The following is an 18,646-nucleotide window of genomic DNA, read 5'->3' as shown; positions in this document are numbered from 1 at the left end:
GACTAGGGACTGTGCGTCCCAAGTCGGCCGTGATTGTTATTTGTTGTTTTCGTCAGCCTGTTTATCGGCTTCCGACTGTTTGAATTCAGCCTGTGCCAGCTTCACTTCGTCAGGCATATCTTCGAGTTTAGGTTCGTTGTCTTCCATCAGTTCTTGCGAGCGACTCACCCACGGACGCTTACCAAAGATGCGTTCCACATCCTCTGCCATAATGACTTCACGCTGAATGAGGAGCTCTGCCAGCTGATTGTGCCCCTCTTTATGCTCTATCAGGATTTTCTTTGCACGCTCATACTGTTCGTTGAGCATTTTGATCACCTCGTCATCCATAATCTTTGCGGTTGTATCTGAGTACGGACGCTGAAATTGATATTCCTGATTGTTATAGTAACAAACATTCGGCAGTTTGTCGCCCATACCTGCATAGGCAATCATTCCATATGCACTCTTGGTAGCTCTTTCTAAATCGTTCATTGCACCTGTCGATATATGACCGGTGAAAAGTTCCTCGGCTGCACGCCCGCCGAAGAGTGCACACATCTCATCGAGCATCTCTTCTTTAGTCGTTATCTGGCGTTCTTCGGGCAGATACCACGCTGCTCCCAATGCGCGCCCACGCGGAACGATGGATACTTTGACCAAAGGATTGGCGTGTTCGCAGAACCACGACACCGTAGCGTGACCAGCTTCGTGCAGTGCAATGGTGCGTTTCTCTTTGGCGGTCATCACTTTCGTCTTCTTCTCCAAACCTCCGATGATGCGGTCTACGGCATCAAGAAAATCTTGTTTACCCACTTTTTTCTTATCGTGTCGGGCAGCAATCAGGGCAGCTTCATTGCAAACGTTGGCTATATCTGCGCCTGAAAAACCCGGGGTTTGCCGTGCCAACAAGTCGATGTCAAGACTTTCGTCTATCTTGACAGGGCGAAGATGCACCTGGAAGATTTCTTTTCGCTCGGTCAGGTCAGGTAAATCGACATTGATCTGACGATCGAACCTGCCCGCACGGAGCAATGCACTGTCGAGCATATCTACTCGGTTAGTGGCTGCGAGAATGATAACGCCGCTGTTGGTACCGAATCCGTCCATCTCGGTAAGCAGTGCATTGAGCGTATTTTCGCGTTCGTCGTTACCGCCCATAGCCGGATTTTTGCTCCGGGCACGGCCAATCGCGTCGATTTCATCAATAAAGATGATGCTCGGAGCTTTCTCTTTGGCTTTTTGGAAAGCGTCGCGCACACGACTGGCACCTACGCCTACAAACATTTCAACGAAGTCTGAGCCGCTCATCGAGAAGAACGGCACGCCCGCTTCGCCCGCAACAGCTTTAGCCAGCAACGTTTTTCCCGTTCCGGGAGGTCCCACTAATAATGCGCCTTTCGGTATCTTGCCCCCCAAGTCGGTGTATTTCTGCGGATTCCGAAGAAACTCCACGATCTCTTGAACCTCTTGTTTGGCACCTGCCTGACCGGCAACGTCTTTGAAAGTAATGCCTATCTCGTTTCCCTTTTCATACATTCGGGCCTTGCTCTTGCCTACATTGAACACGCCGCCCCCACCGGTTCCACCGCCCCAACGCCGCATCAAGAAGATCCAAACCACGGCCATCAGAATGAAAGGAGACAGATTGAGGAGGATGTTTATCAGATCGTTGCCTCGCTTGTTTTCGTAACTGAAATCAACGATCTTACCCTTTTGCTGTTCAACGGTGAGATATTTGTCCAGCTCATCGATAGAGCCGAAGTCAACATTCACATATGGATGTGCTCCCACTTGCTTGGCCGACATATTGAAAACATCGCGAACATTCTTGGCTTTGACATACATTCGCAGCGTACCCTCATTCTTATTGACCACCACACTCTGTGCGTAACCTTTCTCGACATACTCTTTAAACCTGGTGTAAGTGGCCTGTTGGCTGGCTCCGTTGCCGCCAAGCGCCTCGCCGCCACCCGAAAGAAACAGTACGATGAGCGCTACCAACACGATGGCATAGACCCAATTCATATTGAATCGGGGCATCTTCGGCTGTTGATCCGGGCCGTTAAAGGGATTGTTGTTATTGTTCATTTGTTCTTAATTGATTAATCTATGTCTGGTAAACGGGTCAATTTCGCGTCCTGCCAAAGATTTTCCAAGTCGTAGAATGCGCGTGTCTCAGGCAAGAAGATGTGTACCATCACATCACTGTAATCCATCGCCACCCATTGGTCTGTTCCCAATCCGACTACGTGAGTAGGCTTTTCGCCACCGTCTTTCCGAGCAAAATCACCTACCGATTCGGCAATTGCTTCTACTTGTGAGGGCGAATTGCCTTGACAGATCACGAAATATCGGGCAATGGCTCCGTCTATATTTCCGAGATCTGCAATAACTATGCCACTCCCTTTCTTTTCTTGAATCCCCTTGGTTATCGTCTTTACCAGTTCGTTTGTCTTAATCATTCAATGTTGTTTCATTATGAATTACAAAATTACAGTTATTTATTGAGATAGCAATATAATGCCGCTTTTATTTGGATTTTTTTGGAGATATCTTGTTATCCAGTTCGCCTATGTTCCTACTCGTTGAGCAGTCGTATACTTGTGCCCCACTACTCGCATAGTAGTGGGGCACAAGTATACGACATGTCGATGGACGGCATAGGTCGGGTATCATTAGAATAAGTTATAAGTAACTGCATAAGATAATGCTTCTGCAATATCCACGACTTTGAGTTTATCAAAAAGTTTATGCTTACAAAATTTGATCGTATCAGGCAATTTATATAATTTAACGGCAATCTGATTTTCCGATAGTGCGCCCATACGGCTGCATAATAAATATCTCCTTAGCAAGAGATTAGGTTCGTGTTCTTTGAAATAACCTACTACCAACCGACTTATCCAAAGGGGAAATCCAATGGGGAGTGTAGCATGTCGGTAAAGGCATAAGTCCACAAATTGCCATGTGGCGACTGAATGACGAGGTAGAAAGACAAGCACAAGGATGAAGCCTAAATTGGTTGAACGATAGTCCAGTGGCTGTTAAATGAGCCGTAACGGAAGGCAATTATAAACGTCTCGCTGTAGTACTCTTCCGATGTATCGGACGGATAGAGCAAAAGAACAGACTACAGCACAGCCGCAATATGCGGAGAAAAGGTCGAACGTCGCATCCGACAGCTTGTCGCGCTAATAGTTATTATGCTAGCTAAATGGGGATTGCCTAAGTTGGGGAGCCGAAAGGCTATGAGGTATAGCCTCTGAAAACCTGATATGGCAACGGAGCTTCCGTAGTAGTCCGAGCAGGATAACGTCCTGTACATGGCGAAGGGAAGCAGTTGGAAACTTTAATACAAACAAAGAAAGACGTGTGAGACGTATGAGAAATTCAGAGAATGTATTAAACATTTTAAGTGAACACAGCACTGATTCGGACTACAAGTACGAAAGGCTGTACCGTAATCTATTTAATGAACAGATGTTTTATACTGCTTACCAGTGCATTTACGCTAAGCAGGGCAATATGACATCAGGAACAGATGGCAAAACAATTGACCAGATGAGTATTCAGAGAATAGATAACCTTATCGTAAGTCTCAAAAATGAGACTTATAAGCCACATCCTGCCAAGAGGGTGTATATTCCAAAGAAGAACGGCAAGAAAAGACCGCTTGGAATTCCCTCTTTTGAAGACAAGTTGGTACAAGAGGTAACACGAATGATTCTTGAAGCCATTTATGAAGGGTATTTTGAATACACCTCTCATGGTTTCAGGCCCAATAAGAGTTGCCATACTGCACTGACCCACATTCAGAAGTCGTTCAGTGGAACAAAGTGGTTCATTGAAGGAGATATTAAAGGCTTCTTCGACAACATTAACCACGAAGTTCTTGTAAAGACCTTGAAAGAACGAATAGCCGATGAAAGGTTTATACGCTTAATTTGGAAGTTTCTGAACGCAGGGTACATGGAAGATTGGAAATTCCACAAAACATATAGCGGAACACCGCAAGGAGGATTGATAAGCCCCATTTTGGCAAACATCTACCTTGACAAGTTCGACAAGTATATGAAGGAATATGCCCAATCTTTTGATAAAGGCAAGGAAAGACGGGGCAGTACGGAGTATAAACGTCTTGAAAATAAAAGAAGCAGGCTGGTAGCAAAAAACAAATCCGAGCAGAATAAATCTGTCAGAGAACAACTGATGGATGAGATTCGGAAAATCGAGAAAGAGATGATTAATACGCCCTATGGCTTAAATATGGACGAAACATTCAAAAGATTGAAATATGTGAGATATGCTGATGATTTTCTTGTTGGAGTTATTGGCAGCAAGGCTGAGTGTATGCAAATCAAAGCGAACATCGCTCAATACATGAGTGAGCAACTCAAATTGAAGTTGTCAGAAGAGAAAACGCTAATAACGCATGCACAAAATCCTGCCAAATTTCTCGGTTATGAAATCTATGTTCGCAAGTCCCAAGCTCTAAGGCGTAATAGAAATGGAGTTTTGAAAAGACCCTTCAATGGTAGAATTGTCCTAAACGTATCCAACGAGACGGTCAGACGGAAATTACTGGACTATGATGCCGTATACATCAAGCAAGTTAAGGGTAAAGAAGTCTGGAAACCGAAAACTCGTTCATACATGATAGGAATGAAGCCAGAAGATATTCTCGCACAATACAATGCAGAAATAAGGGGATTCTACAACTACTATTCTATTGCTAACAACATTTCATATCTCGGCAATTCATTCGGATTCAATATGAAGTACAGTATGTTCAAAACTATTGCTCAAAAACAAAACATGACTATGGCGCAGATGATAAAGAAACTCCGCAAAGGCAAAGACTTTATCATACCCTACATAGACAAGAAAGGGCAAAAGAAAGTCAGAGTGCTTTATAATGAAGGTTTTAGACGAAAGACAGCTAAAGATTATGCCCAATGCGACAACATTCCGAACACAAACATCAGTCCTTATCCGAGTCTTGTTGAGAGACTGAAAGCTGAAAGGTGTGAATTATGTGGAGTGGAAGGTAAAACGGTGATGCATCACGTGCGTACACTCAAAGACCTCAAAGGAGAGAATGAGTGGGAACAACAGATGCTCAAAAAACACCGTAAAACTTTGGCTGTTTTGAAACCTGTAATGCTAAAATTCATGTTCACTAAAATGAGAAAAACCAACGGAAAGCCGTATACAAGGAGACTTGTACGTACGGTTCGGGGGCAGGCTCTCGGAAACCTACCGTCGCAAGACGGCAAGGCGCCGAGTGCCGAGCCTACAGCATAAAACAGCTTTTTCTATTTCTTGGATAAAACGCCTGTCTTTGGGAAAGTCTTTATTGTCGGTGATAGCATTCGGGTTGTGCGAGCTATCGTTAAACTGCAAGATAATAAGATTATGAAGAGAAAAGATTTAAAAGAAATGGTTTAAAAGCGAGTGAAGATGATGAAAAGACATTGATGAGGAGCTACAAAATTCATAACGCATAGCTAAAAAACTCGACGAAAAAGTTTGTTATTTCGGGAAAAAGGCGTATCTTTGCACACGAAATTCAGAAATGAATTGATAGACAAGACACATCTTGGGATATGGTGTAATGGTAACACTACAGATTCTGGTCCTGTCATTCCAGGTTCGAATCCTGGTATCCCAACAAAACGCATCTCTATGTCAGAGATGCGTTTTTATTGTGTCTGAAAAAACGATAAGAGAGCGAACAAACACAACAGCCACGCAAATGACAGTACATTTGCGTGGCTGTTACATTTCTAATTATATACAGAGATTACTCTTCGGCTTCGCTTTGCCTGTCGATGGCTTTGATTTTCTCGCGTAAAAGCGTCATATCATCTTTGAGTTTCTGTACTTTTCGGTTCATCTCGTCAATCAAACTATTACCCTTTTTACTGCTGGCATTGAGGAAACCAAGATTGTTTTCATACGTCTGAACTTCTTGTTTCACTTGCTCATAACGCCGCATCAGGCGACCACGCTCGTTGTCCAAGGCGTCTTCCCCACGCTTAGCCACGTTCTTCAAATTGTTCTTGAAATTGTCAAGACGCTTCCGTGCAATAGAGATATTCAGTTCTTTATACAGTTTATCAAGTATATCGTGATACTCTTTGTACAGCTTATCTTTTTCTTTATATGGTACGTGCCCCACTTGATTGTATTCGTCTACCAGACTCTGAACCTTTTCCTGAATATTGTCTGCCTTTTCTTCGGCCAGTGTTTTCAGTTGAGCAATAATGTCTCGCTTCTTTCCGAGGTTGTCTTTCTCCTCATTTCGTGTGCCAGCATTAGCCGAATTACGTGCCTCGAAGAAATGATTGCAAGCATTGAGGAAGTCATTCCATAGCTGATCACCCAACTTTCGGGGAACCATTCCGATGGTTTTCCATTCTTTTTGCAGAGCAATGAGTTTGTCACTTGTAGATTTCCATTCAGTACTATCTTGCAGAGCGCGGGCCTTTTCTACCAAAGTCTTCTTCTTTTCTGCATTCTCTGCATATTGCGTTTTCAACTCTTTGAAAAACGTTGCTTTACGACTGAAGAAATCATCACAAGTCGAACGGAAACGCTCGAATATTTTAACGTTCATCTTCTGCGGTGCAAATCCGATGGTTTTCCATTCTGCTTGCACGGCGATAATCTCTTTGGTGAGCTTCTCCCAATCGGCTGCGGTCTTGCATTCTTGCTGTGCTAAGGTTTCAACTTGCTCACAGAGGAGCGTCTTTTTGGTCAGATTCTCATTCTCCTTAGCTCTAAGTTGTTCAAAATGTTGCTGATGGCGTTTGTTAATAACAGTGGAAGCAGCTTTGAAGCGAACCCAAATTTCTTCACGCAAATCCTTAGAAACGGGGCCGATCTCACGATACTGCTGGTGCAACTCCTGCAATTGATGGAAAGCACTGATTACATCTGACTCATCAGCCAACTTTTCTGCAGCTTCACAAAGCTTTGTTTTACGTTCAAGATTTTTCTTGAAATCATACTCGCGCGCTTCACTATTCAATTTCAATAAATCATAAAACTGCTCCACATAGAGTTGATAATTACGCCAAAGTTCATTGGCTTTCTCTGCTGGGACTGCCTTGATCTCTTTCCACTCTTGTTGTAATTCTTTGAATTGCAGATATGATTTGTTAGCCTCATCGGGCGAAATGGCCATCGCTTTAATCTTCTCTATGATCTCGAGTTTGCGTTTCAGGTTCTCCGCTTTCTCTGCTTCTTTCTCTTGGAAGAGCTTCGCACGTCGCTCTTTAATAATGATCATCTCGGCCTTGAACGCCTCTTCATCATCGTCGGGAAGTACGGAATAGGTATCAGGATTGCCTCCCGCCTCCAAATACTCACGTTGTTGGACATCGCGTTCGGCAATATGCAGTTTGTAGAAGACGGTTTTCAGATAGTCTACTTCCTCCTTGCGAGGGGCCTCTTCGCCGTGAGCGATTTCACGAACGCGTTCCAATATCTCTTGCTTGGTTGTATAAACCTTTTGCAAGTAATCGTTATCGGCATCCTGCTCTGCCGTTAATTGCTCTACATTTAACGGCGTGTCAGAAGGCGATTCAGTGTCTTTTACATCGTCATTAACCATCTTACTGTCTGGCAATACTTTCTCTTCTTCATTCATTCCCTGTTCCAGGGTGTTCAACTGAGAGTCCATCATTTCACTACTTTAAGTTTATGATTCGGTTTTCCAATACGTTTTAATTGCTTGCAAACTTAAACAAAAAAAGCGTAATCACCTAATTTAAAACGCACTTTTTGTACTTTATGGGGTTAAAGTAAACGTTTAAAGCGTAAAATCCACCACGAAACGCCCGATACAACGAACGAGATGAGCAGTGCAATAACGAATCCATAGCGGCTCGTTTCCATTCCATTGATGAGGTTCATACCGAAAAGCGAGGCGATAAGCGTGGGAAACATCATAATAATACTTACCGAAGTGAGGGTTCGCATCACCGTATTCATATTGTTGTTGATGATGCTCGAATAGGTATCCATTGTCGATTCGAGAATGTCTGAATAGATGCTCGTAGTTTCGCGAGCCTGCGTCATCTCGATGTTTACGTCCTCGATAAGGTCGGCATCCAGCTCATCCACTTGGAGTTTGAATTTCAATTTAGCTAAGAGATTTTCATTTCCACGGATCGACGTAATGAAATATGTGAGCGAATCTTGCAGCCGGCTCAGTCCGATCAATGATTCATTGTTCACGCCATGATCCAAGTTGTGCTTGGCTTTTTCGATGAGTGCGTTGATCTGTTTCAGTCTTTTGAGATACCAAACGGCCGAAGAGAGGAACAGGCGGAAGATCATATCGACATAGTCTGTGAATCCTTCGCCGCGCTTCTGTTGATAAGTGACGAAATCAATCATCATATTACTCTCATAGTAACACACCGTAATGGTGACGTCGCGCTTGTGAATGATACCGAGCGGAACAGTGGTATAGGGTGTACGCGACCGTATTTCTTTGACGTAAGGGATGCGTAGGATGATGAGCATCCAACCATCATCGTACTCATAACGCGCCCTTTCGTCGGTGTCGCTGATGTCAGAAAGAAAATAATCAGGTATTTTAAATCGGTCTTCTAAAAACTGTTGGTCTTCGTCCGTGGGACAAGTGACCTGTATCCAACAGTTGGGCTGCCATTCATTGATGACTTTCAGATTTGCGTTTATATTCCAGTATGTTCTCATTTCGCTCATCTCCAAGATTAAAATCAAGGTGGAGATCAGCCCATAGAGCATCCTTTCTCCAACCTACAAGTCTTTATTTTCCGCGTGATAATCGTCCATCGAATTGTTGTTCATTTCTGTTTGGCGGTGCAAAGGTAGTGAAATAAGTTGAAAGTGCGAAAAAATGGGAAGAAAAAAGACCATTGGCGGTAGTGAAAATCACAAAAGACCGTTCTCCTAAACGGAAGAACGGTCTGTGATTATCTGTCAATAGCTGTTCCGATCGGTTTATTTGACCGGCGCCTCTTCCATTGTTCGTTTCATCAACTCCCAAAACGGCGCCACAGTTTCAACAAGACAACGCTCGTTGGTAGTGTGCGGAGAACGAATGGTTGGGCCCATTGAGATGACATCTAAATGCGGATACTTGTTCAGAATGATTGAACATTCGAGGCCGGCGTGGTCTACTTTCACGACGACTTCTTCGCCAAACATCTCCTTGTAGAGGCATTTCAGCAGGTTAAGTATCTCACTATCGGTGTTAGGATCCCATCCCTGATAGCTTCCGCTGAACTTAACTTCAAAACCGGCCAATGCCAATGGGCCGAGCAATGTCTTGCAAATACACTCTTTCATCGTCTCACTCGAACTACGGGGAAGCACCTTGATAGCGACTTTTCCCTCCTCGATGTCGATGATTGCGAGGTTAGATGATGTTTCGACAACAGTCGGAATGGCGGGAATCATCCGCATTACACCGTTATGCAGACCATAAATAGCACGCAGAATCATCTCTCGATCGGTTTTGTCAAGTTGCATCTTGGGTGTCGGAATATCCTCAGCTGTGAGTTCAACTTGGTTCTCGATGAATTTATATTCAGCCTCAAACATCTCTCTGAGCTCGTTGATGAGTACCTTGGCATCGGCTACTTTTTCTTTCGGCAGCACTACAACGGTCTCAGCTTTGAACGGAATGGCATTGCGCATATTACCGCCGTGCCAACTCGAAAGCTCGGCATTGCACGTTTCGACGAGCTTCAACAGCACGCGAGCCATCAGTTTATTGGCGTTAGCTCGGCCTTCATTGATCTCCAAACCCGAGTGTCCACCCTTCAATCCCTTAATGATCACATGCAGTGCCGCGTGATTTTGGTCAGCGGGAACTTCTTTGTAAGTACGCGATGCATCTAAATCGATGCCTCCGGCACTACCTATTACGAGATTTCCCCACGTCTCCGAGTCGAGATTGAGCAATATATCACCTTGCAGAATGCCCTTGGCCAAGTCATTGGCACCGAACATTCCCGTCTCTTCATCTGCCGTAATAAGTCCTTCGATGGGGCCATGTTTTAAATCTTTTGCCTCCATCACGGCCATAATGGCAGCCACTCCGATACCGTTGTCAGCACCGAGCGTAGTATTCTTAGCCTTCACCCATTCGCCGTCGATATACGGTTGCAGCGGATCAGTTTCAAAGTTGTGATCGCTGTCAGGCGATTTCTGCGGCACCATATCCATATGTGCCTGCATAATAATGCCTTTTCGGTTTTCCATTCCGGGCGTAGCAGGTTTACGCATCACAATGTTCTGTGCATCATCGACAAAGGCTTCTACACCGTTTTGCTTCGCAAAGTCGAGCAAGAAACGTTGTACTTGCTCCAAATGTCCCGACGGACGCGGCACTTGTGTCAGTGCATAAAAGTTGCGCCAGATGCACTCGGGATTCAGATTTTTAATTTCACTCATAATTATTGATTTTGGTTTAGGGTTAAAGTCGTTTTCTTTGTAAATGCTAATGCAGCCCAAGCATAGATACCGAGCACGACAATGAGCATCGTTTGTACGGTATGTACAATGAGCACGAAATAGAGAGCGTCTGTCTCGATGATACCATATAGAATGAGCATTGTCTTGACTGCGAAGTGCCAAGATCCTGCTCCGTTAGGCGTCGGCACGATAACGGCAATACTTCCCACGATGAATGTCACCAGCGCACACGTCATTCCTAAATGCGAAGTGGCTGAAAAACAGAAGAATGTGAGATAATAATGCAGGAAGTAACTGCCCCAAATGGCCAGTGTAAAGAATGCGAACAGCGGAATATTGTGTACTTTTCGCAGGGAGATCACGCCTTGCCAAATACCTCGCAACATATCTTTCACCTTATTATATATATATAATCTGCGAAGAAGAATGTGCAATAAGATGAACACTGCAATGCCACAGATCCCTGTTACGAGATAACCTGTGAATGAGAAACTACGAATCAACGTATCGATACTCATTCCCGTGTGATCGAAAAACGTAGAGAAAACCCGTATTTGGGCCAGAATGGTGAGTCCGGCAATAACTGCCAGCAGTAAAGAATCGATGGCTCGCTCGGTGACTACGGTACCGAGCGCTTTTGGAAAAGATGTTCCGTCATAGCGCTTGAGTACACCACAGCGTGCAAATTCGCCTACGCGCGGAACAATTAAACTCACCGCATACGACAGAAAGACTGCATTGATACAGGTGGTTGTGCGTGGATGCTCGCCAAGCGGCTCCAAAGTCTGCCGCCATCGCCATCCGCGAAACATCTGGGCAAGTATTCCGAAAGGAAAAGAAAGTAACATCCACGTCCAGTTCATCTCGTAAAGCACTACGTGTTCGATGCGTTTGAAATCGAAACCTCGATACATCCAATAGAGGATTGCACCTCCGAGAAACAGAGGGAATATAATCTTTACAATCCGATTAAGTATTGATTTCAATTCCAATGTTGTGCTGTCTTTTTCTTTATTTGGGCAAAGTTACGGTAATTTGAGCGTAATTCAAAATAAAAACGGCGATTATTTCGACCTATTTTTGATTTGAATCAACAAAACACCGTTTATCGGACGATTGATGTTTAAATTGTTTGCGCACACAGAAAGTTGTCGTATCTTTGCATCGTCAATAAGAAAATAGGATAACAAATTAATTGAAGAGAAAGGTAAAAAGATTATGGTAGTATTTGGAATCGTAACAATTGTAGCAGCAGTTTTGGCCGAAGCATTGGTTCTCAGCAAGAAGATCGACCTCGGTCGGATGTAAGTCGAGAAGGCTTATAGATGCTATTCACAGGATAACAAAATGTGAAATCAAAAGAGCGGAAGTCGTAAACGACCTCCCTTTCATTGAAAATAAAAAGACGGACGGTACTTAGACAGTGTTTAAGTATCGTCCGTTTTTTCGTTGATTCTTTTGTTCTTTCTCCGAATCTGACTACCTTTGCACGCAAAAACAACACAATACGATGAAATCAGTCAAGCCCAAGAAGAATCTCGGTCAGCATTTTTTGATCGACCAAAACATAGCTCGCCGCATTGCAGACACCATTGATGCTTGCCCCGCTATCCCCGTTTTGGAAATCGGACCGGGTATGGGCGTGCTCACGCAATATCTTGTGACCAAGGGACGAGAGGTAAAAGCCGTAGAGATCGATGTCGAGTCGGTGGCCTATCTGCACGAGAAATATCCTGCTTTGCGTGAAAATATCATCGGCAAAGATTTTCTTCGGATGGATTTGAATGACGTTTTCGACGGTCATCAGTTCGTTCTCACGGGCAATTATCCCTATGACATTTCGTCGCAGATATTTTTCAAGATGCTCGATTATAAGGATTTGATACCCTGTTGCACCGGAATGATTCAGCGGGAAGTAGCTCAGCGAATGGCATCGGCGCCGGGTAGCAAAGCTTACGGCATCTTGTCAGTGCTCATTCAGGCGTGGTATGATGTGGAATACCTTTTTACTGTGGATGAGAACGTGTTCAATCCGCCGCCCAAAGTGAAAAGTGCCGTCATCCGAATGACACGCAACGACGTTACGAATTTAGGCTGTAATGAAATGCTTTTCAAGCGTTTGGTCAAGACGGTATTCAACCAACGCCGCAAGATGTTACGTGTAAGTCTTCGTCAATTGTTTGCCGGTGCTCCCGCACGAGCCGCATTTTACACACAGGATATAATGACACGGCGTCCCGAACAATTATCCATTGCCGAGTTTGTTGTTTTGACCAATCTCGTGGAAAACGAATTGAGAATTAATAGTTGACAATTGAATATTCTCTGATAAAATTAGAGTTAGAAGCCCGTTTCTTTTCAATCGGAAGAATAAAAGAACAGAAATGAAAGTGGATTTTTATATACCTGGGAATCAATGAAATATGAGTTTCTTTCCAATTAACGGTCAATCGCATCGTAACTAACGGTTAAATGCGTTGCATTTAACGGCTTTTCGCACGCCAATTAACAGTTAATCGCAAGTCAATTAATAATTAATTAAAAATCTATTTATATCTTATTGATTCACAGTAAGATATAAACTTCTCTTCGTTTTTAGTCTTTCATACTTCTATATGAGAATAAAACTCCTTTTGTTTAATCATTATCCTATGCTAATATTGCATAATCTCGCGATTTATATTACCTTTGCACGTATGGAGACAAAGGAAGAACGATATAAGATGTTGTGCTCGCAGATTGGAGAATTAATTGCGGGTGAACACAATGAGATGGGTGTTTTGGCTAATGTTTCAGCTGCAATGTACGAGGCTTTCGCCGACCGTTACTTTTGGGTAGGTTTCTATTTGGTGCGTGACGGGGAGCTGCAGCTTGGCCCGTTTCAAGGTCCTGTGGCCTGTTATCGTATCAAACGCGGGCGCGGTGTGTGCGGAACGGCTTGGGAAAAGGCGCAGACGGTCATTGTTCCAGATGTAGAACAGTTTCCGGGGCACATCGCTTGCAGCAGTCAGTCGCGGTCTGAAATTGTGGTTCCGATGTTCAACCGCCAAGCTGAAGTGTGCGGTGTGATTGATATCGACAGTACAGATACAGATGCATTTGATGCTGTCGACGGTCTGTATTTGGAACAATTGGCCCGAATTGTGGCTGAGTCGTTGTATGGTTAATATCGGTCGGAATTGTCAAAAACTTGGATAAAGAGTTGCATAATTGCAAATTAATCTCTAAATTTGTGCATCATTGTAACTAATATAGACATAAATATGATTGACGTTAAAGCAACACTGAAAGACGCAGAGGAGCGAATGGAGATGGCTGCAATGTTTTTAGAGGAGCAACTTTCACGCATTCGAGCCGGTCGGGCCAATGTAGCCATCCTCGATGGAGTGCGTGTTAACTCTTACGGTTCAATGGTTCCGCTGAACCAAGTGGCCAATATCTCGACGCCGGATGCCCGTACTATCGCAATCAAACCGTGGGATAAGAAGGCCATTAAGGATATAGAGAAAGCCATAATGGATAGTGATGTGGGCATAACTCCTGAAAACAACGGAGAGATTGTGCGCTTAGGTATCCCTCAACCCACGGAAGAACGGCGGCGCGATTTGACCAAACAGTGCAACAAAATAGGTGAAAAGGCGAAGGTGGAAGTGCGTAACGTGCGTGCCGAAATTAAAGAGAAACTCAAGAAAGCCATCAAAGACGGACTCTCGGAAGATAACGAGAAGGATGCTGAAAACGACTTGCAGAAGATTCACGACAAGTTTATCAAGAAGTTAGATGACCTGTTGGAGGCAAAGAATAAGGAGATAATGACGGTGTAAGAAGCCTAACCTCCGTCCCTTTTTCAATGGGAGAAGGGTATAATATGCCTCTGTTTGAAAAGAAATTAATTATTTTTGCCGATCCCTTCCCTCTCTTTTTGGAGAGGGGTTAGGGTGAGGCTATCTTTAACTAATGCGTGGACTCGTGATAAAAAACACCGGGAGCTGGTACACGGTACGTACAGACGACGGGCAAACGGTGGAAAGTAAAATCAAAGGTAACTTCCGATTGAAAGGTATCCGCAGTACAAACCCTGTGGCGGTAGGCGATTATGTGGAACTGATTACTAATCAAGAGGGTACCGCTTTTATTGCTTCCATTGAGGAACGACGCAATTATATCATCCGAAAAGCCTCTAACCTGTCAAAGCAAAGTCATATCCTGGCAGCTAATGTTGATCAAGTCTTCCTCTTGGTGACGGTGAATTATCCGCAGACCAACACTGTTTTTATTGACCGTTTCTTAGCTTCGGCCGAAGCATATCGTGTTCCCGTTTGTCTGATTTTCAACAAAACGGATCTTCTCTCACCCGAAGAGCGCCGTTATCAAGATATGATGATGACGCTCTATGACACCATTGGATATGCCTGTTACGCCATTTCGGCAACCTCAGGAACAGGTATCGATAAGCTGAAACCATTGCTTCAAGATAAGATTACGCTGCTGAGCGGCAACAGCGGAGTGGGTAAATCGACATTGATCAACGCTCTGATTCCCGGCGTCGGGCTGCGAACGGCCGAGATTAGTGATGCTCATAATACGGGAATTCACACCACAACGTTCAGCGAAATGCTTGAAGTGCCCGGTGGAGGATACGTCATTGACACGCCCGGAATTAAAGGATTCGGCACTTTCGACATTGAACCCGCCGAACTGACAAGTTACTTTAAGGAGATATTTCATTTCTCGAAAGACTGCCGTTTCAATAATTGCACACACACACACGAGCCCGGTTGCGCCGTGCGTAAGGCTCTTGACAACCATTATATAGCTCAAAGTCGCTACCAATCTTACCTCAATATGCTTGAGGATAAGGATGAAAACAAATATCGCGAAGCGTATTAAGAAAGGTGTAATAGTACATTTTGGTTCACCGCAAACAATTGATCCACTTTTCCATATCCGTTAACACCTCGGGCGAAAAGGTTTCTTCTATATGCGAATATTCGTCAGGGAAACCAGTCTGACAGTGTTGGAAAAGGTGGTTGAGACCCGGATACACCTTGATAAAGTTTTGCTTGTTCGGCGGAAGCAGACGTTCGATGGTAGAAAGATTGGTTGCTGCAATCACTTGTACATCTTTTTCGCCATTTAAAATCATTGCAGGGCACTTCACTTTTTCGATGTATGGCTGCGGGTTAAAATCTAAAAAGGATTGGAGCCACAGGTTAGTAGGGGCGGATTTCAGCTTTTCGCGCAGGCTACGAACGGTCATCCTGACAGATGAACCGGCACGAGTAAGCAATCGATTGTTCTGTTCTGTGCTGATGCTATCGCCTTGAACGCCAGGCGAAGCCAATGCAATGGCGAAGTCGATTTTACCTTCCGAGGCCAACATTAACGCAATAGCAGCCCCTTCGCTATGGCCGATGACACCCACTTTACCAAACTTTCCCAACCCGCGTAAGTACTGAACACCGGCCGCGGCATCCTTAGCGAAATCGTAAATCGTGGTATTTTTCCCATCTCCTGTCGACTTTCCGAATCCCCGATCATCGTATCTCAGCGTGGCTATGCCGTGTTTTGCCAATGCATCTGCTATTACAGCAAAGGGCCGATGACCGAAAATTGCTTCGTCTCTGTCCTGCAATCCACTGCCAGTAACCATCAATGCTACCGGCCTTCGACGTCCCTTGCCCCACTCTGATGGGTAAGATAAAGTGCCCGAGAGCACTGCTGTACCCTCGGGATTGGTAAAACTAACTTCCTCTGTACGGTAAGACAGCTTGGAACTCGGTGTCTGCGGTCGCTTGGGTTCGTACGATCCGGGGCACAAGTCGAGTGGAAGCGTATAACCACTCTGCGTAAATCGGCCTCGAATAACACCATCTTGCAACTTGCCTGCATACGACGCACCGATGATCGGAATACTGATATGCAGCGAATCGGCTGAAACGAGATCGGCAACGGCCTCTATTCCCATCGCACTTTGATCCGGACTATCTAATGTGCAGACATCTGTGCCACGCTCATTTTGACTAAGATTGAAGTTGACACGCAGTCTCTGAGGACCTATGGTGAGCTCACCCGACCACGTTCCGGTGATTTTCTGCCCCATTGTCAACAATGGACAAGCAAACAACAGTAATGCAATAATATGTCTTTTCATCTTATTCATACGATTGTTTTGATTAGTTTTCCTCTGTCGTTTTTCGTTTTCGGGGAAGTCGACCGCCCTTATGCAATGCCTCGGAAATAATCCATTGCAGTTGTCCGTTGATGGAACGAAACTCATCTGCGGCCCATTTCTCTATCGCATTCATCGTATCGGCATCAACACGAAGCACAAAACTCTTGATCTTACTTTCCTTTTTAGACATATAAAGTCGATTCTCTTCTCCCTCAGAAAGGAGATATGAGCTATCCATTTGCTGCTTTACATATTCAATGTACCCGTATTTACTACCGGTTGAGCTGTGTTGTCACCACACAAAACTACCATTAAATTGCTCACCATAGCGGCTTTTTTCTCCTCGTCTAACTCCACGATGCCGTCTTCGGACAATCTTTCGAGAGCCATTTTCACCATCGAAACAGCTCCCTCTACAATCTTTTCGCGAGCCGAAATGATAGCACTGGCCTGCTGACGACGCAACATTACGGCTGCAATTTCAGGTGCATAAGCCAAGTAATTGATGCGAGCCTCTACGATTTCGATACCTGCCATTGCCAGTCTTTCATCAAGTTTTTCTTCCAATTGACGGTTAATTTCTTCGCCGCTGTCCCGTAACGTGGGCTCGCTAGTGTCCACTTCCGCATTGTCATAGGCATATTGACCGGCCACTTGGCGCAGAGCGGCATCGCTTTGAATCTGTACGAAACGTTCGAAAGCACGCATAATGCTTGTCACATCAGTGCCGAGCGTATTGCTTCCGGCCGTTCGTGCCATTGTCTGCGAGTCTATTTCAAAGATGGCTTTATACGTATCGCGCAGCTTCCATACCAAAACCATTCCAATCATTACGGGATTTCCCACTTTGTCATTTACCTTGATAGGTTCTGCATCCAAGTTACGCGCCCGAAGAGAAAGATGTTTTGTATTGATGAAAGGATTCACCCAGTGAAAGCCCACAAGTGTAAACGTACCGCGATATTCGCCGAAAAACATCATCACGCGGGCTTCGTTGGGCTCCAATCTGATGAAACCGCGGAAGATCAACACGCCGAACAGAATGGCAAGAACACCTACTATACCTACTACCGGTGATATATTACCTTCTGATCCGATACCACTGACAAAGATTGCAATACCTGCTATCGGGAGCAGAAAGCCCACAAAAAGCATCAGAAAGCCGTTCAGTACTAAGCCGTTAAATGCAAATTCTTTTGTTTCCATCGTTTTATTCGTTTTTAGATTAATTTAATTTGATATTATTTTGATGTCACAAAGATAGTATACTTATTTGATTTTGTCAAGTGTTTGGTTATTGATTAAATTTTATTTAACATATCGTTAAAAGTGAGAAAGTAAAAAGTGGGAAGTGAAAAAAATGAGACAATAGCTTTGATCATATCAATACGATTTTGTTTCTCTCTCTGCGGAGGAGGGGATTAGCGGCAAGGTTTCTTGGGAAAAGATATGTGTAACGTTACTGTCTGTATATATATGATAATCAGATATATACAAATCTCTCTACGGTTAACGGCTAAACGGCGTGTAAAAGACCGTTAAACGACGGGCGATTAATGGTTAAACGCACGGTAATTAACGGTTAAATACGCAGTCATTAACCATTAGTTGTTATGCACTTTGTATCTATATGATAATCAGTAAGATATAACTCTCTTGCCGAATCAGTTTTCCCAATCGGTCCTACCCTATCCTATTGAGCGAAAAGAGAGATGCTGAGACAAATCGATTTACGACGATTTATTATGCAATCGACGTCGAATGGATAAACATTTCTTTAAAAAACATCGGAAAGAATTTGGTCGGACGGATTTTTATCACTACCTTTGCAACCGCTTAATAAAAGCCAAACGAGTCCTGGTGCGTTAGTTCAGTTGGTTAGAATGCCTGCCTGTCACGCAGGAGGTCACGAGTTCGAATCTCGTACGCACCGCTGACTCACTTTTTGAAAAGCCCTGATTGGTGCGTTAGTTCAGTTGGTTAGAATGCCTGCCTGTCACGCAGGAGGTCACG

Annotated in this window: 13 protein-coding genes, 2 tRNA genes and 1 pseudogene; 7 read left to right on the top strand and 9 right to left on the bottom strand. The window is 44.2% G+C overall.

Annotated features, from left to right (window positions below; translation table 11 throughout):
• Nucleotides 1–36 precede the first annotated feature (36 nt).
• Both ftsH and rsfS read right to left on the bottom strand, forming a co-directional pair.
• On the bottom strand, nt 37–2,070 hold the full coding sequence (ftsH, locus tag RWY97_RS08200) for an ATP-dependent zinc metalloprotease FtsH (RefSeq protein WP_315566577.1): 2,034 nt from the start codon (nt 2,068–2,070) through the stop codon (nt 37–39).
• Between the two features lie 14 nt (nt 2,071–2,084).
• A complete protein-coding gene (gene rsfS, locus RWY97_RS08195) occupies nt 2,085–2,444 on the bottom strand; it encodes a ribosome silencing factor (protein WP_021584454.1) in 360 nt (119 codons plus the stop codon).
• A 919-nt stretch (nt 2,445–3,363) separates the two neighbouring features.
• On the opposite strand from rsfS, the pseudogene RWY97_RS08190 reads away from it, so the two are divergent.
• Nucleotides 3,364–5,165: pseudogene (locus RWY97_RS08190) on the top strand (reverse transcriptase/maturase family protein).
• Between the two features lie 417 nt (nt 5,166–5,582).
• A tRNA-Gln gene (locus tag RWY97_RS08180) sits at nt 5,583–5,653 on the top strand.
• A 132-nt stretch (nt 5,654–5,785) separates the two neighbouring features.
• Here RWY97_RS08180 and RWY97_RS08175 read toward each other — a convergent pair.
• The 4 genes from RWY97_RS08175 to RWY97_RS08160 form a co-directional block, all read right to left on the bottom strand.
• Nucleotides 5,786–7,672, bottom strand: a complete 1,887-nt coding sequence (locus RWY97_RS08175; protein ID WP_315566575.1) for a DUF349 domain-containing protein — start codon at nt 7,670–7,672, stop codon at nt 5,786–5,788.
• 113 nt (nt 7,673–7,785) lie between these two features.
• Nucleotides 7,786–8,712 (bottom strand): magnesium transporter CorA family protein, encoded by a 927-nt coding sequence (locus RWY97_RS08170; RefSeq protein WP_024991849.1) that lies wholly within the window; start codon nt 8,710–8,712, stop codon nt 7,786–7,788.
• A gap of 267 nt (nt 8,713–8,979) precedes the next feature.
• Nucleotides 8,980–10,437 (bottom strand): aminoacyl-histidine dipeptidase, encoded by a 1,458-nt coding sequence (locus RWY97_RS08165; RefSeq protein WP_314079801.1) that lies wholly within the window; start codon nt 10,435–10,437, stop codon nt 8,980–8,982.
• Nucleotides 10,438–10,439: 2 nt separating this feature from the next.
• Nucleotides 10,440–11,450, bottom strand: coding sequence for a lysylphosphatidylglycerol synthase transmembrane domain-containing protein (locus RWY97_RS08160; RefSeq protein WP_273177464.1), 1,011 nt, complete (start codon nt 11,448–11,450; stop codon nt 10,440–10,442).
• Between the two features lie 518 nt (nt 11,451–11,968).
• Between RWY97_RS08160 and rsmA the strand changes: the two genes are divergently transcribed.
• The 4 genes from rsmA (at nt 11,969) to rsgA (ending at nt 15,348) form a co-directional block, all read left to right on the top strand.
• Nucleotides 11,969–12,769, top strand: a complete 801-nt coding sequence (gene rsmA, locus RWY97_RS08155) for a 16S rRNA (adenine(1518)-N(6)/adenine(1519)-N(6))-dimethyltransferase RsmA (RefSeq protein WP_315566572.1) — start codon at nt 11,969–11,971, stop codon at nt 12,767–12,769.
• 385 nt (nt 12,770–13,154) lie between these two features.
• Nucleotides 13,155–13,625, top strand: a complete 471-nt coding sequence (locus RWY97_RS08150) for a free L-methionine (R)-S-oxide reductase MsrC (RefSeq protein WP_315566571.1) — start codon at nt 13,155–13,157, stop codon at nt 13,623–13,625.
• 96 nt (nt 13,626–13,721) lie between these two features.
• Entirely contained in the window at nt 13,722–14,282 is a 561-nt protein-coding gene (frr, locus tag RWY97_RS08145; protein ID WP_021584429.1) for a ribosome recycling factor, read from the top strand.
• A gap of 133 nt (nt 14,283–14,415) precedes the next feature.
• Entirely contained in the window at nt 14,416–15,348 is a 933-nt protein-coding gene (gene rsgA / locus RWY97_RS08140; RefSeq protein WP_314079791.1) for a ribosome small subunit-dependent GTPase A, read from the top strand.
• Nucleotides 15,349–15,373: 25 nt separating this feature from the next.
• Here the strand turns inward: rsgA and RWY97_RS08135 are convergent, their stop codons facing one another.
• Genes RWY97_RS08135 through RWY97_RS08125 form a run of 3 tightly spaced genes read right to left on the bottom strand, consistent with a single transcriptional unit; the run spans nt 15,374 to nt 17,839 of the window.
• Nucleotides 15,374–16,612, bottom strand: coding sequence for an alpha/beta hydrolase family protein (locus tag RWY97_RS08135; RefSeq protein ID WP_315566569.1), 1,239 nt, complete (start codon nt 16,610–16,612; stop codon nt 15,374–15,376).
• Between the two features lie 22 nt (nt 16,613–16,634).
• On the bottom strand, nt 16,635–16,823 hold the full coding sequence (locus tag RWY97_RS08130; protein ID WP_021584431.1) for a type II toxin-antitoxin system antitoxin: 189 nt from the start codon (nt 16,821–16,823) through the stop codon (nt 16,635–16,637).
• A 56-nt stretch (nt 16,824–16,879) separates the two neighbouring features.
• Complete coding sequence (locus RWY97_RS08125) at nt 16,880–17,839, bottom strand: SPFH domain-containing protein (protein WP_024991844.1); 960 nt, start codon at nt 17,837–17,839, stop codon at nt 16,880–16,882.
• Between the two features lie 653 nt (nt 17,840–18,492).
• On the opposite strand from RWY97_RS08125, the gene RWY97_RS08120 reads away from it, so the two are divergent.
• Nucleotides 18,493–18,566: transfer RNA gene (locus tag RWY97_RS08120), tRNA-Asp, on the top strand.
• Nucleotides 18,567–18,646 lie beyond the last annotated feature (80 nt).

The organism is Hoylesella pleuritidis (assembly GCF_963541955.1).
In the GTDB taxonomy this organism is placed as follows: domain Bacteria; phylum Bacteroidota; class Bacteroidia; order Bacteroidales; family Bacteroidaceae; genus Prevotella; species Prevotella pleuritidis.
This window is presented reverse-complemented; position numbering and strand designations above follow the sequence as displayed.

What these genes read in the sequence shown, in the direction of transcription:
- ftsH (WP_315566577.1), bottom strand. Translation starts at nt 2,070, where the DNA reads ATGAACAATAACAACAATCCCTTTAACGGCCCGGATCAACAGCCGAAG.
- rsfS (WP_021584454.1), bottom strand. Translation starts at nt 2,444, where the DNA reads ATGATTAAGACAAACGAACTGGTAAAGACGATAACCAAGGGGATTCAA.
- RWY97_RS08175 (WP_315566575.1), bottom strand. Translation starts at nt 7,672, where the DNA reads ATGATGGACTCTCAGTTGAACACCCTGGAACAGGGAATGAATGAAGAA.
- RWY97_RS08170 (WP_024991849.1), bottom strand. Translation starts at nt 8,712, where the DNA reads ATGAGAACATACTGGAATATAAACGCAAATCTGAAAGTCATCAATGAA.
- RWY97_RS08165 (WP_314079801.1), bottom strand. Translation starts at nt 10,437, where the DNA reads ATGAGTGAAATTAAAAATCTGAATCCCGAGTGCATCTGGCGCAACTTT.
- rsmA (WP_315566572.1), top strand. Translation starts at nt 11,969, where the DNA reads ATGAAATCAGTCAAGCCCAAGAAGAATCTCGGTCAGCATTTTTTGATC.
- RWY97_RS08150 (WP_315566571.1), top strand. Translation starts at nt 13,155, where the DNA reads ATGGAGACAAAGGAAGAACGATATAAGATGTTGTGCTCGCAGATTGGA.
- frr (WP_021584429.1), top strand. Translation starts at nt 13,722, where the DNA reads ATGATTGACGTTAAAGCAACACTGAAAGACGCAGAGGAGCGAATGGAG.
- rsgA (WP_314079791.1), top strand. Translation starts at nt 14,416, where the DNA reads ATGCGTGGACTCGTGATAAAAAACACCGGGAGCTGGTACACGGTACGT.
- RWY97_RS08135 (WP_315566569.1), bottom strand. Translation starts at nt 16,612, where the DNA reads ATGAAAAGACATATTATTGCATTACTGTTGTTTGCTTGTCCATTGTTG.
- RWY97_RS08130 (WP_021584431.1), bottom strand. Translation starts at nt 16,823, where the DNA reads ATGTCTAAAAAGGAAAGTAAGATCAAGAGTTTTGTGCTTCGTGTTGAT.
- RWY97_RS08125 (WP_024991844.1), bottom strand. Translation starts at nt 17,839, where the DNA reads ATGGAAACAAAAGAATTTGCATTTAACGGCTTAGTACTGAACGGCTTT.